The organism is candidate division WOR-3 bacterium (genome assembly GCA_039803925.1).
Taxonomy (GTDB): domain Bacteria; phylum Hydrothermota; class Hydrothermia; order Hydrothermales; family JAJRUZ01; genus JBCNVI01.
This window is the reverse complement of the sequence record JBDRZL010000005.1, coordinates 35,450-50,885: the sequence shown is the minus strand read 5'-3', so window position 1 is coordinate 50,885 and position 15,436 is coordinate 35,450. Positions and strand designations below refer to the sequence as shown.

At 28.7% G+C, this 15,436-nt stretch carries 14 protein-coding genes; 4 read left to right on the top strand and 10 right to left on the bottom strand.

Annotated features, from left to right (window positions below):
* Window positions 1–39: 39 nt before the first annotated feature.
* The 5 genes from ABIN17_03765 to ABIN17_03745 form a co-directional block, all read right to left on the bottom strand.
* Window positions 40–441 carry a hypothetical protein gene (locus ABIN17_03765; GenBank protein MEO0284175.1) on the bottom strand — a complete coding sequence of 134 codons (402 nt, stop codon included), beginning with the start codon at window positions 439–441 and terminating at the stop codon, window positions 40–42.
* Window positions 441–863 carry a hypothetical protein gene (locus ABIN17_03760; GenBank protein ID MEO0284174.1) on the bottom strand — a complete coding sequence of 141 codons (423 nt, stop codon included), beginning with the start codon at window positions 861–863 and terminating at the stop codon, window positions 441–443. The genes ABIN17_03765 and ABIN17_03760 overlap by 1 nt, the downstream gene beginning before the upstream one ends.
* Window positions 860–1,786: a proline dehydrogenase family protein gene (locus tag ABIN17_03755; GenBank protein MEO0284173.1), complete on the bottom strand. Its 927-nt coding sequence runs from the start codon at window positions 1,784–1,786 to the stop codon at window positions 860–862. Before ABIN17_03755 ends, ABIN17_03760 begins: the two co-directional genes overlap by 4 nt.
* Window positions 1,787–1,848: 62 nt before the next feature.
* The gene (locus ABIN17_03750) at window positions 1,849–3,228 is read right to left on the bottom strand and encodes a hypothetical protein (protein ID MEO0284172.1); all 1,380 of its coding nucleotides are present in this window, start codon (window positions 3,226–3,228) and stop codon (window positions 1,849–1,851) included.
* Window positions 3,229–3,234: 6 nt separating this feature from the next.
* On the bottom strand, window positions 3,235–4,134 hold the full coding sequence (locus tag ABIN17_03745; GenBank protein ID MEO0284171.1) for a TIM barrel protein: 900 nt from the start codon (window positions 4,132–4,134) through the stop codon (window positions 3,235–3,237).
* A gap of 3 nt (window positions 4,135–4,137) precedes the next feature.
* On the opposite strand from ABIN17_03745, the gene folE reads away from it, so the two are divergent.
* From folE to ABIN17_03725, 4 genes are read left to right on the top strand one after another with little or no spacing between them, the layout of a single operon-like run.
* Window positions 4,138–4,689, top strand: coding sequence for a GTP cyclohydrolase I FolE (gene folE / locus ABIN17_03740; GenBank protein MEO0284170.1), 552 nt, complete (start codon window positions 4,138–4,140; stop codon window positions 4,687–4,689).
* Complete coding sequence (locus tag ABIN17_03735; protein MEO0284169.1) at window positions 4,673–6,070, top strand: hypothetical protein; 1,398 nt, start codon at window positions 4,673–4,675, stop codon at window positions 6,068–6,070. The genes folE and ABIN17_03735 overlap by 17 nt, the downstream gene beginning before the upstream one ends.
* Before the next feature lie 48 nt (window positions 6,071–6,118).
* Window positions 6,119–8,080: a hypothetical protein gene (locus ABIN17_03730; GenBank protein MEO0284168.1), complete on the top strand. Its 1,962-nt coding sequence runs from the start codon at window positions 6,119–6,121 to the stop codon at window positions 8,078–8,080.
* A gap of 34 nt (window positions 8,081–8,114) precedes the next feature.
* Complete coding sequence (locus ABIN17_03725) at window positions 8,115–9,914, top strand: hypothetical protein (protein ID MEO0284167.1); 1,800 nt, start codon at window positions 8,115–8,117, stop codon at window positions 9,912–9,914.
* Here the strand turns inward: ABIN17_03725 and ABIN17_03720 are convergent.
* From ABIN17_03720 to ABIN17_03700, 5 genes are all read right to left on the bottom strand, one after another.
* Window positions 9,898–10,860, bottom strand: coding sequence for a hypothetical protein (locus tag ABIN17_03720; protein MEO0284166.1), 963 nt, complete (start codon window positions 10,858–10,860; stop codon window positions 9,898–9,900). The genes ABIN17_03725 and ABIN17_03720 overlap by 17 nt on opposite strands.
* Before the next feature lie 60 nt (window positions 10,861–10,920).
* Window positions 10,921–11,589, bottom strand: a complete 669-nt coding sequence (locus ABIN17_03715; protein ID MEO0284165.1) for a hypothetical protein — start codon at window positions 11,587–11,589, stop codon at window positions 10,921–10,923.
* Window positions 11,590–11,657: 68 nt separating this feature from the next.
* Window positions 11,658–14,633: a nidogen-like domain-containing protein gene (locus tag ABIN17_03710; GenBank protein ID MEO0284164.1), complete on the bottom strand. Its 2,976-nt coding sequence runs from the start codon at window positions 14,631–14,633 to the stop codon at window positions 11,658–11,660.
* Window positions 14,634–14,719: 86 nt separating this feature from the next.
* Window positions 14,720–15,265, bottom strand: a complete 546-nt coding sequence (locus ABIN17_03705; protein ID MEO0284163.1) for an A24 family peptidase — start codon at window positions 15,263–15,265, stop codon at window positions 14,720–14,722.
* The gene (locus ABIN17_03700; GenBank protein MEO0284162.1) at window positions 15,262–15,435 is read right to left on the bottom strand and encodes a Flp family type IVb pilin; all 174 of its coding nucleotides are present in this window, start codon (window positions 15,433–15,435) and stop codon (window positions 15,262–15,264) included. Before ABIN17_03700 ends, ABIN17_03705 begins: the two co-directional genes overlap by 4 nt.
* Window position 15,436 lies beyond the last annotated feature (1 nt).

Genomic DNA, 15,436 nt, shown 5'->3' with positions numbered 1-15,436 from the left:
CAAAATCAAATATTTATTATAACTTAAAAATTAAAAAAATTAAAGACCCTGAATTTTCAAAAAATTCTCAAAAAAATTATGATAATCTCTACCGGGAAGGGAAATGGTTAAATCCCTTCTTATACCTAAAACAGGAAAATCTTTGGAAAGATATTTTAGAAAAATATTCTGTGAAACTTTACATAAATCTATTACTAAAGTTTTTTTTGTTATCTTTTCAAGAAACAAATCCTCATTTTTTTTATCTAATTTTATTACAAAATAGTTTTTAAAATTCATTTCCTCTAAAATTTTTTCAATTTCTTTTTCTTCACCATCATGTATAACTATTACTTTATCAAAGTTTTTAAGACTTAAAGGCAAAGAAATAAATTTTTTTTCTGGATTTAGCTTAAATATTCTTAAAAATAATTTTCTTAAAAATTTTTTTAAACTCCTCATCAAAATTCAAAAAATAAACCTAATTTCAAATAATTTAAAAAAGTTTTCCCATCATAAAATGACTTCATTCCCAGAAATGGAAAAATTTCCCTTTTTAAAGTTATTAAAAAATTAAAGGAAGAAAAGTAACCTTTTTCAGTTAGATTTTTTTTCTCTTTTACACCATAAACAAAACCGGGATGAAGGGAAATATTTATCAGATTTTTAATTAAAAATTTAATATAAAAGCCTGCTTCATAATTTTTAACAAAAATATCTGTCCCTGATGAAACTTCAATTTCAGAATAATCAAAATAAAAATTAAATTTTTTTATTCCATATATAAAAACAAATTCCCTCCCAATTCCAGGTTTTTCATTTGGTTTTGAAATGGGAAAAAGTAAATTGGTATAAAAATAAAAGGAAAATAAAAATATAATCATGACTTAAATATATTTTTTACAACAAAAAATAAATTTGCGGGTCTTTCTCCAAGTCTCCTCATAAAATAAGGGAACCAATCCTTTCCAAAAGGCACATAAACCCTTACTTTAAAACCGTCTCTTACAATTTTTTCCTGCAAATCCCTTCTTATTCCATATAACATCTGAAATTCAAATTTAAGAGGAGAAATATTATTCTTCTTAACAAGTTCATAAGTGAAATTAATAAGTTTTTCATCATGAGTAGCAACACAGGGGTATGTCCCTTTTTCAATTGATTCCTTTGAAAAAAGTATTAAAAGCGCTTTTTTATAATTTTCATCAACATCCCTTTTTTTCTGATAGGCAATTTCCCTTGGCTCTTTATATGCTCCTTTACACAATCTTATTTCCGCTCCCATTGAAGAAAGCCTTTCTAAATCAGAAAGAGTTCTTTTCAAATAACTCTGTATTGCAACACCAACATTTCCAAATTCTTTAAAAATCTTTTCGTAAATATTTATTGTCTTTTCTGTAAAAGGTGAATTTTCCATATCAATACAAACTCTATTGTTCATTTCCTTTGCATATTTAACGATTTCTCTTACAGATTGATAGGCTAAATTTTCAGAGATTAAAAGTCCAAGATGAGTTAATTTAATAGAAATTGTAGAATCAAGATTTTCCTCCCTTATTATTTTTAACATATTTTTATAATCATCAATTACAACCTTTATTTTTTCTTCATCAGTTAAACTTTCACCCAGTTTATCAAGGGTACAGGAAATTTTCTTTGAATTTAAATTTTTTATGGCATTAACGGCATCATAAAGATTTTCACCAGCAACAAATCTTTCCACAAGCTTTTTTGAAGGTGGAAACTTTTCAATGTAATTTTTTAAATTGTCTTTACTGGATAAATATAAAAAAATTTCTCTAAACAATTTTTTTCCTCCTTTTTAAAATAAATTTTATGAAAAAAATAATTGATAATTCTCTATAATCTCTAATTTTTTCTTTTAAGTAAAATAAAATTTTTTTCTCTGTAAAGAGTATCGGTAAAAATACTATCAATTAGTTTCTTTAAAATTAATCTTTCTTTAGTATCATAATAATACTCTGCATTACTGTAATAAGTGTTAATAACATAAATGTATTTTCTTTCTAACTTATCTTTATCAATAAAATTTTCAATTTTTTTTGCACATATAGGGTTAAAAGAAGGAGAAAGAAAGTTTATCTTTAATCTATCAATATTGTAAAAAAAGAAATAAGGGTCACTATAGAGAAGAACCTCACTTTTATCAGGGATCAGAGAACCTGCTTTTAAAGCATTAATTTTAAAAGTTTTTGAGGTCTCTAAATCAATTTTTAAAGTGCTCAAAAAAGGAAAGAAAGAAAAAAGAAAATAAATAAAATAAAAATAAGGAAGAAAATTTCTTATATATTTTAAACCCTTATAAAAAAATAAGATTAAAGCTGGATAAAAATAAGCAATGTGTCTCGAAAAATGAATTCCAGTAAAAATTGTAAAACTATCAAGAAAAAGTATTAAAAGAAATAAAATAAATAAAAATGTTATTAAAAAATTTTTTTCTTTAAAGAGATAAAATATAACAAAAAAAAGAAAAAGAGGTGGATAAATTATACTTGAAAGATATTCAGAAATTTTTATATTTAAAATTGGAAACCCCAAAAAAATTGCTGCCAGATGTTTAAAAAAAGTTTTAAAACCTGTAATTAAAGCACTCTTAAATTCATAATTAAAAAAAATACTCTGTGCCCTTAAAGCAAGTGTAGTAAAGTAACCTGTTAAAATTTTATTAATTAAAAAGGGAAAAAGGGAAATTAAAATTAAAGTTAAAATAAAAAAAATATTATCAAATCTTTTATCTTTATAAAACTTATATAAGATGTAGAAAGGAAAAAGAATAATTCCCTCTGGTCTTGTTAGGACTAAAAATAAATAAAAAAGAATAAAAAATTTTTTTTTATCAAGAAAGTAAAGAGAAAGATAAAAGAAAAGTGTATAAAGGGGGAAATTTAAGGTTAGATAAAAATTAAATGTAAAGGGAACAGATAAAATTAAAAGAATAACTGGAATATTACTTTTTTCCATGAAAAATTTTTTATAAAAATTTTTAATAACAAAAATTGTTAGGATAAAAATAAGAGTATTAAAGATGTATGTATAGACTATGAAAAGGTCTTTGTTTTTAAAGCTCAAGAAATATAAAAGAGCATAAATAAAGGGGTGCAAATAACCGGAAGGAAAATTGGAAAATCCCTCTTCAGGGTTCAACTTAAAAAATAAACCTTCTGCAATTTTTATTGAATAAATTGTTTCTGCATAAAAATCAGCAGAGAGAAAAGGAATTGAGGTCATAAAAACTTAAATTTTTTTATACTCTCTTTTTAAAATCAAAGCATCCTTTTCAAGCACAGGACTCTCACAAATTAAAAATCCTCTTACATCTTTTTCTTTTAAAACCTTTAATGCATCCTTATACTTAAATTTTGACTTTTTAAAAATTAAATGTTTTTTTTCTCCTTTTTCCCCATACTCCATTCCTGAAATATGAATATGCATTCTTTTTAAAGAATCTTTACCCAGTGCCTTTTCATATTCCTCTATAATTTTTAGAAATTCATTATAACCATTTATCTTACCAAGGGACCTTGCATAAAGATGTGCAAAATCAAGACAGGGCTCAACTTCACCTTTAAATTCAAGGGAAAGTTCAAGCAATTCTTCAAGGTCTGCATATTGTGTTGGTTTTCCCATTGTTTCAGGTCTAAGTCTTACCTTTACATTTTCCTTATCTAATTTTTCAAGAATATATAATAATGCTTCTTTTACTTTTTTTCTTACACTTTTTAAATCATCTCCGTGGAGATAAGCGGAATGAAAACATATCTCATAGGCACCCATAAGATAACCTATTTTTGCAGAATCGTATATATGTTTCAAACTGTTTTTAAATTTACTCTTTTCTTTTGTATTTAAATTTATCCAATAAGGAGCATGGATAGATAAAAAAACTTTTTTTTCTTCAGCAAGTTCCTTTATTTTTATTGCTCTTTCCTCTTTTATCCTGACACCCTTTACAAACTCAACCTCCATACAATCAAGATTAAGTTCCCTTATTCTTATTATTCCTGATTCTGTGGAGGAATCCTTTGCAGATTCAGGAACTCCCGCAGTACCTATGAATAATTTTTCATACTGGGTTATTAATTTAGCACTCATAAATATTGAAATATGATAAATAAATAGCGGAAAATTTTTCAAACAATGGAAGAAAAATTCAAAAATTATATAAAGGAAATTTTAAAACTTGTTGGTGAAAACCCTGAAAGGGAAGGGCTTAAAGCTACTCCTCAAAGATTTTTAAAAATGCTTATGGAACTGACAGAAGGCTATAGAATTAATCCAGATAAAATTGTTGAAAAAGCTTTATTTTATTCAGATACTTATCAGATGGTTATTGTGAAGGATATTGATTTTGCCAGTTTATGTGAGCATCATCTGATTCCCTTTTTTGGTAAAATTCACATAGGCTTTATTCCTGAAAAAAAACTTATAGGTCTTTCAAAAATTCCAAGAATTGTTGAAGTATTTTCAAAGAGGTTGCAGGTTCAGGAAAGGTTAACTGACCAGATTTCTGATTTTCTTTTTAAAAAAATTGAACCAAAAGGTTTTGGAATAGTTGTTGATGCCATTCATTTATGCACAGTTATAAGGGGAGTTAAAAACAAAAGTGCAAAACTTATAACAAGTAAAATGCTTGGAAATTTTAAGGAATCAGAAATTAAAAATGAATTTTTGAATGCGATTAAAGGGTAGCTTTTTATTTTTATCATTTATTTTTTTATTATCAGTTTATAAAGCAAGTAAAGTTGAAGCATGTCCTGACTTTTTCTGGTATTTAATGGATGGAAAATATTTTGTTGAAAATCATAAATTACCCCAAAATGATTATATCTTTTTACCCCAAGAAGAGTGGATTGCTCATTCCCTATATTTTGAATCTTTACTTTATTTAATTTATAAAAAGTTCGGTGATAAAGGTGTGTATTTTTTAAAAAATTTTTTATTAAGTCTTTTATTTTTTTTAATTATTTATTTAATTAAAAGAAAAACTCAAGTTATTTTAAATTTTTTAATTATATATATACCCATTTATACCTTATTTTTCTGGGGAACAATGTTAAGACCCCATATTTTTACATACCTATCAACTATTTTGATTTTAATAATCCTTGAAAAAGAAATTTATTTTTTGACTATTCCTGTTTTAACTTTTTTTTCTTTATTTCACGCAGGTATAATAGCACCAATAGGAATTTGTGTTATATATATCTTAAATCTTTTGATTAAGAAAAATTTTAAAAAAACAATAATTTTATTTATTTACACAATTTTAAGCATAACTTTAATAATAATTTTCAATCCCTATCATCTTAAATATTTTGAATATATTTACAAAGCATTTACAGAGAAAATAGTTATATGGTCAAAGTATATAACAGAATGGGAGACAATTTTTATTCCAGTTCTGATTGAAAAAAATTTTTATTATATAATTTCTTTTATTTTTATTTTATTTTTACTTACAATATTTTTAATTTCACCATCAAAAAAAGAATTTTATCATGCTCTTTTAATAATTCTATTCTTTTACTTTTCTTTGAAACATGTAAGAAACATTCCTCTTTTCGCAACAATTTCAACCTTTATAATTCCTTCTTACTTTAACAAAATATCAAAATTTAAATTAAAATTTGATTTTTTTGAAAATAAAATATTTTTGAAAATTTTTCTGTTAATTATAAACATTTTTTTAGTGATAAAAATTTTTTTACAGGAAAAGAAAATCTTTATTGATGAAAATTTCTTTCCTGTAAAAGCAGCTCTATTTCTAAAAAATAAAAGGGAAGGTGGAAATATATTATGTCCTTCTGACAGGGGAGGATTTGTTGAATATTTTCTTTATCCTGAATTTAAAATTGCTGTTGATGGAAGACTTAGTGTAAAAACACAATTCCTTGAAGAATTTTTCAAATTCTGGAACCTTGAAATTAATCCTGAAACTTATATAAAAAAATATAAGCCTAATTTTATATTAACTGAAAATAAAATGATTTTGACCAAAAAACTCCTTTCAATACCTTACCTTAAAGTAATTTATAAAGACGAAAACTTTACTATTTTTGAATTGAAATAAAAATTAATATTTCGTAAAATAAAGGATAGTTAATAAGGAGGTAAAAATATGCAAATTTTAATTTTTTTTCTATTTAATATAACTCCAATTTCTTACTGGACAGCTGGCAATTCAAGGTTTATTTTAAAAAAAGACACACTTTTATATCTTGCTTCAGGTGGAACTGTTTTAACATACAGATTTGGGACAGGTATACCTCAATTTAAAAAAGAAATAAGTCTTGAGGGCACAATTTTTGATATTGACTTCATAGGTGATACAGTATTTCTTTCAGGTGAGTTTGGAATCAGAATTTTTAATATTCAAAATCTAAATAATCCCCAACTTATAGGAAACTATTCAAGTAATGAAATAAGGTCTTACGAAAACCTTTTCCCTTATGGTTATGGTGTATCTTCTGGAAAAATAAAAATTTTTAATCTGAATACACCAAATTCACCTGAAACTCTATTTACTTATTCATTACCCTCCTATATAAACAGAATAGAAATATTTTCCAATTTAGGTTTTGCTGTTTCAGGTGATACTATTTATATATTAAACTTACAAAATCCTGTGACACCTTCAGTTTATAGCAAATTAAAAACATCTCTATTTTTCCAGGATATTTATAAAAGAAACGATTCTCTCTTTGTTTTAACAGGTGATTCTTTTAAAATCTTTAGAATTCAAAACCCTTCAACACCTCAATATTTATACGGATTTCAAACAACTGGATTTGGACAAAATTTTGAGCTTTTTGGAAATACTTTAATAGTTGCCCTTTCTTTCTCTGGAGTTGCCACTTACAATTTTACAAATGGAAATGAATTGGCCCATAGCTACTTCTTTTCTAACTGTGTTTCTCTAACAAAATCAGGATCTTATATTTATGCAGCTGACCTTGATCTCGGTCTTATTACCCTTTCTTATCCAACCCTTTTTACCCTTGATACTTTTTCAACTCCTCAGATTACATACAGAACCAAAGTAATTTCCGATTCAATCCTTGTTTTGGCATCGGGATTAGGTGGTGTTTTCTTTTTAAATGTAAGGAATAAGCAAAAACCCTTTTATATGAATTCAATTGAAACATCAGGAACATCTTTTGATATTGAAGTATATGGAGATACTTTACTTTATGTTGCAGATGGTTTTGAGGGTGTTAAGGTTTTTAAAATTAAAAATATATATTCACCGGTTGAGATGGGTTATGTAGCAGTAAATGGATATGCGAAATCTCTTTCACTAAATTTCCCTTATCTCTACACAGCGAACGGTCCAGGATATGGTTTTTCTATTTTAAATGTGTCTAACCCTACAAAGCCACGGGAAATTATCAATTATCCTACATCAGGGAGTGGAGAAGATGTTTTATTTTATCCTCCTAATTACCTTTTATTAGCAGATGGAAATTCAGGAACCAAAATTTTTGATATTTCAGATACAAACAATATTATCTTGATAACAAATCTTCCTTCCTATGGTTTTGCACAATCTTTAAAGATAAATGGAAGCAAACTTGCTGTTGCAGAAGGATGGACCGGTGGACTTTCTTTATGGGATATTACAAATATAACAGCACCCCAATTTTACAGCAATTTTTCAACACCTGGTTTTGGATTTGATGTTGAATTTATAAGACAGGATACCCTGATAGTTGCAGATGGGCAAGTTTACGGTTTAAGAAAAATTTCAATAACTGACCCATATAACCCTACAGAAACAGAATATAAAATCCTCTTTGGAGAGCCAAGGGGGCTTTTTTATTTAAACGGATTCCTTTACACTTCTCTTGGTCCACTTGGGATAAGTATTGTTAACCCGCATATAACATACATATCAGAAGTAAGTTTTATTTCAAGAGAAAATGAAAAAGAAAAGAGAATTGGGCTTTTATATTTACCTGAATTCTTAAAAAAAGAAAAAAATTCTTATAACCTTCTTGGAAGGAAGATAGATATAAAAAATTCTGGAATTTATATAATAAAAAAAGGAAAAACTCTTTATAAATTCATAAAGATTAAATGAGGTTCAAATCCTTTTCATTATAAAGGGGGAAAAAATGTTAAGTATTATACTTACAACCTTAACTTTATTGAGTGAGGGATTTGAAGGTGGAGTAATACCTCCTAAATGGCATATAGGTAATGGGGGTAATTTAACTTATTCCTGGAGGATAGCACAATACGGGGAGTATTTTCCTGTTGAACCACCACAGGAAGGCTTATATTATGTAGTATGTGATACAAACCATGTTATATATCAGGATAGTCTAATAACACCTTCAATTGATTTACCTACCAACTTACAGGGTCTCAAACTTTACTATAATGTTTCTTTTATGAAGGATACAATAATAATCTCAAAGGGTGAAATAATAATAAGACCTTTTTCAGGTGGAACATGGGGATCCTGGACTGTATTAAAAACATACGGTGGTAATGGAAACCCTGTTTTTGAAAATCAAATTGATTCTATAAATCTTCAGGCCTATGTTAGTTATGACAGTATTAAGATAGGTTTTGTTTATTCAAAACCAGCTCAGGATACAGGGTTTTTTATGATTGATTTTATAAAGGTGGAAGCAAAACTTTCAGGAGATGTAGGAGTTAAAAAAATCTTATCACCACTTGAATATTTTGAGCCAAATACACCAACACCTGTTATAATAGAATATGAAAATTTTTCAAATACCCCGCAAATTTTTTATGTTAAATCTGAAATAAGAGATAGTTCAACTAACGCAAGGGTTTATAGGGATAGTTCTTTTGTGAGTATAGGACCTTTAAAAAAGGATACAGTTCAATTAAATAACTTTACAGGTTCTTCTCAAAAAACTTATCGTATTTTAGCTTGGACACAACTTTCAGGGGATCCTGACCCATCAAATGATACTGTTAAAGCTTATTCAACAACAAAGCCCTTTTTTGGAGCAATTATAAAGGAAATTCCTTTGCCGAGAAATGACTCCGCTTTTCAAGATATTACCTTTAAAACTAATGAAAATAGTATTTACATTGTTAATTCTCCAAGAGATACTGTTTTTGCAATTAATGAAAATGGAAATATAATTTCAAAGTATAAATTAATAGATCTTTCTCAAGGTTCAACTTTTGACAATCCCTTTGGAATATATTATGATATTGAAACAGGAACTTTTTATACAAGTCAGTTAGGAATAAGTGGAACCAATATAAATTGGTGTTATATAGTTCATTACACACCTAATTTTAACTTAATTGATAGTTTTAATCTCGTAGGAAAAGGGGTCGGATTAAGAATTTTTGCTCTTTCAAATGCTCAGGGTTCAAATTTATGTTTTGTTCACAGGGCTATTTTCCCTTCAAAATATAGAATTTATAAACTTGATTTATCAAATGAAATAAGTCCAAAGATTGATTCAATTACCTTAACACAACCTCTTTATTTTATAGCAGGTGCACTTGAGGCAGTAAATGATACGATTTTTATTTCGGCTGGATTAGGCTCAAATAAAATAAATCTCTTTACAAAATCTGGAAATATTCTTGGAGATAGAACCTTTGATGACGAAGTAAGAGGAATATGTGTTGAAAGGAGACAGATTGGTGAATACATAAATGCCTATGTAAATATTGGGGGGTACAAACTCTATAAGATATCAACTGGATTAAAATGGGTTCAAAATATTAATGAAAAAACTGTAACTAACATAAGCCTTGCTGTTCCAACCTTTATAAAAGACATTAAGGATATAAGAAGATTTCTCAAAAATCCAGAATTTTTTGATATTAGTGGCAGAAAATCAGAACCGCAGAAGATTAATAAAGTTATTTTTATTAAGGATAAAAATAAGACCCATAAGGTTATTTTAGTGAAATAAGTTCAAAAAGGGAATAATTCTCTTTCTTTTCAAGAAGGATAATATAGGGATAATTTAACCATTTCCCTTCAATTCCTTTTCTTTTAATTATTTCTTTTTGACTGATTTCTTTATTTTTATGAATTTTCAATAAAAGAATTTTTTCAGGTATAAACTCTTCAGATAAGCTTAATAAGGCAAAAAGTGTATCTTTTTTTAAAAAGAAGGATGGTTTAATAATTATGTGATTTTCTGATTCAAAAAGAAGATTTAAATTTAATAAAGAGTCAATAATATAAATCTTTTCAGGCAATAGGTCATTATCACTATCTGTTAGAAAAAATAGAAAATTATTTTCTTTATCCATTTCAAGAACTGTTTCTCTATCAAAAACAACTTTTTTATCTTCACCTTCTTTTATTTTGAATAGAGAATTAACTTTTCCCTCTTCTTTCCCGTGTATAAAGAAAATATAAGAATTAAAAAAAACCGGAAAAATCCCTGTGGATATTTCTTTTTCTTTATCTTTACTTAAAAAAATTATTTTTCCTCTTTGATCTATTAATATACCTTTATTTTCTTTGTCTTCATAAAAATCAAATTTATAAAAAAAATAATTTTTTCTTTTTTCTTCAAAAATTTTTTTTATTTTCCCATTTTTATAAACAAAAATTTTTTTTAATTTTTTTGTTTTTTTATCCTTTAAATAATCATAAAGAGAAAAAAACAAAGTATCATTTTTTATTTTTATATCACCTATTCCATTTTTATCTCGGTATATTCTTTTTGAATTAACCTTGATGTTTTTAATATCAAATCGTAAAACTTTAAGCTCTTCAGCATATTTATCAAAATTTTTATCAATAGTATAGTAAATAATAAAACTATCTTTCTTTTGATGGATAAACCAATTTTTAACAATACCCTTTTCTTTTAAAAGAACAATAGTAATTAAAAAGAAATACATAAAAAATAAAAAGGGGGAATTTAACCCCCCCTTATAAATAAAAAAATTTAAGCCTTACTCTTAAAACTGATAGACAGCGTGGAAAACTGGGTTCCAGTCGTATTGACCGTTAGAAAACTGATGATCAGTTGTTATATCAACAGAAACTCCTCCAGTTTCACTTGTCCAGACCACAAATCCAGCATTAAAAGCCACATGGGAGTTGTCATTATAATTATAGTTCATCATTACTGTATCCAGCTGATTGTTTATATATACTATTGTCAAAAGCCCAAGTTCCTGTGCACCAGCAATTGAACCGGAAAAACCTGCGTAACCGGCTGCTCCAAGATAACCATATAAATCTATTGCATAAGCAAGCTGTCCTGCAATCCAGAGGTCAAAGGATGGTTTATACATGAATTTTCCCCTTGCCTTGCATCTTGCATTAGAAAGATCAACTCCCACAAGTTCTTCAATATATCTTATTAATCTATCACATGGAATTGGAAATTCAAGCCCACCACCTGAAAGAGCTTTCATATCTTCCAAAAATCTTTCATCATTCCTCATTGCATTAATAACTTTTTCAAAATCAGCCTGATTAATTGCATAACCACCTCTCTCCTCTATTTCACTTGCACTTGCAAACCTTATCCCAGGTTCCTTGGTAACTGTAATTTCTTCTGTCTTTTTACATCCTGAAAGCACAAGGAGGAGCATCATTGCTCCTGCAAAAATTTTCCTCATATTTAAACCTCCTTTTTAAATTTAAAAGGGATTTGAACCCTTTTTATTAGTAATATAATATATTTTTTTCATTTCACAATCACAACTTTATTTATGTTTTTCTCTTTGTAATTATAGGGAATAAGGAAGTAAACTCCTGAACCATTATTTTTAATCTTTTTGAATTCTGAAACACTTAACTTTCTACCTGAAACATCATATACATCAAATTTTGAATAGGGGCTTTCAATAAGTTCATAAACTTCCCTGTTACCAATAAATTTAATATCTCCCTTCTCTCCAGCTGATGCAAACACACTAACCTGAGATTGAGGAACAAATTCTATTGCTGAGTTACTCCTTGGAAGGACACTTCCTGTTCCATATGCATAAAGATAAGCATTAACTCCATTTGCATCCTCAATACCAACAGCTGTTGTATATTCATCAGTAACAGTCTGATAATTAAACCTTATTGTTCCATTTTTGTAAAGTATAGCCTGAAAGGTTTGTTTGTTAGCATTAGAATAATTCTTAATTTTATACCAGGTTACAGCAAAATATGATGAATTGGAAGCATAGGTTATCTTTGCTCCCTGAGTTGTATCAGGTGGATAGAGGTCTCTCCAGTAAGGAGCAATAACTGCATTTGGAGCTGTGGAATTGGGCATATTCTGAGGTGTATAGGATGTAGAATTTGAGGTGAAGGAAAGCCATCCGTTACTGCAAACATATACTGAAGAATAAGAGGAACCAAAGAAAGTGAATGAGAAAGGAAGGGTGAATTTGATTGTTTGATCATCACCTGTTATTCCTGTAGGTGTTGAAGTTGTAACCCATGAATAAGAAGCCTGCCTCATATCATACCTTGCACTTGAACCACCTATCCCGTGTCTTGCAAAAGCTTGAATTATTTGACTTTCATGAGAACCTCCATAGAGATCCTTATCAGCCTGAATCATTGCATTTCTACCAGCAAGAAAATCTTTTGGATAGTAGGTATAAGCTCTCCACGTTACTCTATCAGCAGTTGTTTTATCAGTATATGTCCTGAAATCCCATAATGCACCTGAATAAATTCTTGAATCATCATGAACCTCCCCCACCCAGTCATCAGGATACTTATAATTATTCTGCAAATTTCTCTGGTACTGGGATGGCATAACCCATTCTCCCATAACAGGGTCACCTGATTGAGTGCATGCCCAATAATCAGCCCATGCTTCATTCATAGCACCTGACTGTCCACTATATGGTAAACCACCTGCATTTGCATAAATCTTATCTACAACTCCATGCGTGTATTCATGGTATATAACATCAGCAGACCTTGCCATATTCTGAATTTGATAACTTGAATTTCCCCTTCCAAAATGCATTGTTCCATTATAATAATAAGCATTAGCTCCCTGATAATGTTGGTCCACTGAGTGAGAATAAACAGTTGCCTGAATCTGATAATCCATTCCTGTAAAACCGAAGGTTCCTTTATAAAAATCATGTATTTTGTTCACATGATAAAACACCATAACCTCAGTTGTATGTTTACCCTCTGTTGATTCGTCAGAAGGATACTTCCACTCCCATGAAACTTCACTTCCTCCCCCACCCTGTTGCGGAACTAATCTATATGCAGTATTATTTGAAGGTGTTGAAACTGTAACACCAGCTGTTCCGTTTTCATTTTCTACACCCCTTGTAGTTGTATAGTCATTGGTTATTGACTTATATCTAAATTCTATATTACCATTAGGATACAAAACCACCTGAAAACTCTGTCTGTTTGAATTACTGTAATTTTTAATGTTATCCCAGGTAACAACAAACTTATCTGAACCAGAATAATAGGTTATTGAACCACCACCTGCAGCAGGATTAAGGTCTCTCCAGAAAACAGCTATAAGAGCATTTGGAGCATTGGTATTGGGAATAGGGTCAGGTGTATACTTGTTTGAATTAGAAGTAAAACTTAAAAATCCATTTGTGCAAATATAAACTGATGAATAATTCTTTCCATAGAAGGGGAAAGAAAAGGGAAGAGTAAACTGCTTTGTCTGATCATCACCTGTTAAACCAGTTGAAGTGGTAGTATTATCCCATGTGTAAGATACGTTTTGAACAGTATATGTTACCGAACCTCCAGAAGAAGTAAAAACTGCTCTTCCAGGTGGATTATCATCGTTAAAAACTTTAACATAGGGACCTTCAAGATAAGCTGTTATGTTTCCAGAAGTTGAACTTGAATAGTATCCACTTGAATTTGTTGTGGCTGTTGAAGAACCAATATAAACATACTGGTTTGCCATCGGATACTTCTGAAGTCCATCAGCACCAGTATTTGGGAAACACCATCCATATACATAGCCATAAACAGATTTTAATTCATTTCTCCTTTCAACAATTGAACCATTTATTGCATCAATGTAATAAACAAAATCACCGAGTGGATATTCTGAAACAAACCTTATTTTATAAACAAGAATAAGGGAATTTTCATAAGGATAATAAACAAGCTCGCTCTTATACTCTTCTGGAAAAACCTTTAAGCTAAGGTCAGAATAAATAATACTTAAAGCTTCTCTTTCTGTTATTCTGGAATTAGTTTTAAGAGGAGTCCCATCATAAGGAAAGTAATCAGAAGAGACATAATAAACATTACCTCTCTTATTTATATGAACTCCTACAAAAGAATTTTCAATCCTTATCCCATTTATAACTTCCTCAAAAATTACATGAGTATACCCTAACTCATCTTCTATGCTCTTTATTAAGGAAAGATACTTATAATCTATTCCTAATACTTCCCCTTTTAAACTTAAGAAGTTATATGCTTTTTCCAGTCCATTTTTCCCTGGAACAGAGAGCTCAAAATTTGAAATAAGTCTTGGAAACCCAAAATTACCAAATAACACGAAAGCACTTTCTCCAAACTCAGAATTTAAAATTTCAGTTGCATAAGAGGGGGCATACTTAGCACAAGGTTTTAAAAGTTCTTTTGAAGGAATATAAACCCTGTTAAAATCTCCATTTAAAGAGATAAAAGATATAAGAAAGAATAAATACATACTTCAAACCTCCATTATAAAAATCTCTTTTAAACCCGCTTTTTTAATTTCTTTTTTATATATGCGGGTTAGGGAGATTTGAACTCTCATAGTGAAAAATTAATTATTAAACCTAAAAAAGTCCCAGATGCTATGGCTAAAGAATAGGGAACATAAAGTTTAAATTCTCTATTTTTATCTAAAAATTCTGGATTTTTAGTAAATAGAGAAAAGATAAAATTTCTAACACTTTCTTTTCCTTCCCTAAAAGCACCCTTTAAAACAAATTCAATTTTACCCTTAAAAAGACTCACCAAGATAGATATAAAAAGACCTGAAATAGAAGTCATAAAAATAATCCAAAGAACCTGAGGATAACCAACCCAGGAACCTATACCTGCAAGAAGTTTCACATCACCACCACCAACCCCACCCAGCTGAAAGAATATAAAAAAGGGAATAAAAGATACCAAAAAACCTATAAAGGAAGAAACTAAACCAGAAAATCCTTTAAACATAAAGTTATAAAGAAATCCTGTAAAAAAGAAAGGGAATGTCAATTTATTAAAAATCTTACCGTATTTTAAATCAGTATATACTGAAATTATCACAACAAGTCCAACAATTTGGAACTTAATAATATCATAAATCATTCAGGACCAGCATGGATAGTCATAAATTTAAACTTCATCCATACAATTATCCTGTGAACCTCTTTTCCAAGTGCCTTATAAGCAGCAAAAGCAAATAATGCTATCAACCCTATAATCATTGCATATTCAACAGCAGTAGCACCTTTCTCATTTTTAAAAAATTTCTTCATA

Coding starts and splice junctions, on each gene's coding strand:
- ABIN17_03725 (MEO0284167.1), top strand. CDS start 8,115: ATGTTAAGTATTATACTTACAACCTTAACTTTATTGAGTGAGGGATTT.
- folE (MEO0284170.1), top strand. CDS start 4,138: ATGGAAGAAAAATTCAAAAATTATATAAAGGAAATTTTAAAACTTGTT.
- ABIN17_03765 (MEO0284175.1), bottom strand. CDS start 441: ATGAGGAGTTTAAAAAAATTTTTAAGAAAATTATTTTTAAGAATATTT.
- ABIN17_03700 (MEO0284162.1), bottom strand. CDS start 15,435: ATGAAGAAATTTTTTAAAAATGAGAAAGGTGCTACTGCTGTTGAATAT.
- ABIN17_03760 (MEO0284174.1), bottom strand. CDS start 863: ATGATTATATTTTTATTTTCCTTTTATTTTTATACCAATTTACTTTTT.
- ABIN17_03715 (MEO0284165.1), bottom strand. CDS start 11,589: ATGAGGAAAATTTTTGCAGGAGCAATGATGCTCCTCCTTGTGCTTTCA.
- ABIN17_03710 (MEO0284164.1), bottom strand. CDS start 14,633: ATGTATTTATTCTTTCTTATATCTTTTATCTCTTTAAATGGAGATTTT.
- ABIN17_03730 (MEO0284168.1), top strand. CDS start 6,119: ATGCAAATTTTAATTTTTTTTCTATTTAATATAACTCCAATTTCTTAC.
- ABIN17_03735 (MEO0284169.1), top strand. CDS start 4,673: ATGCGATTAAAGGGTAGCTTTTTATTTTTATCATTTATTTTTTTATTA.
- ABIN17_03720 (MEO0284166.1), bottom strand. CDS start 10,860: ATGTATTTCTTTTTAATTACTATTGTTCTTTTAAAAGAAAAGGGTATT.
- ABIN17_03705 (MEO0284163.1), bottom strand. CDS start 15,265: ATGATTTATGATATTATTAAGTTCCAAATTGTTGGACTTGTTGTGATA.
- ABIN17_03750 (MEO0284172.1), bottom strand. CDS start 3,228: ATGACCTCAATTCCTTTTCTCTCTGCTGATTTTTATGCAGAAACAATT.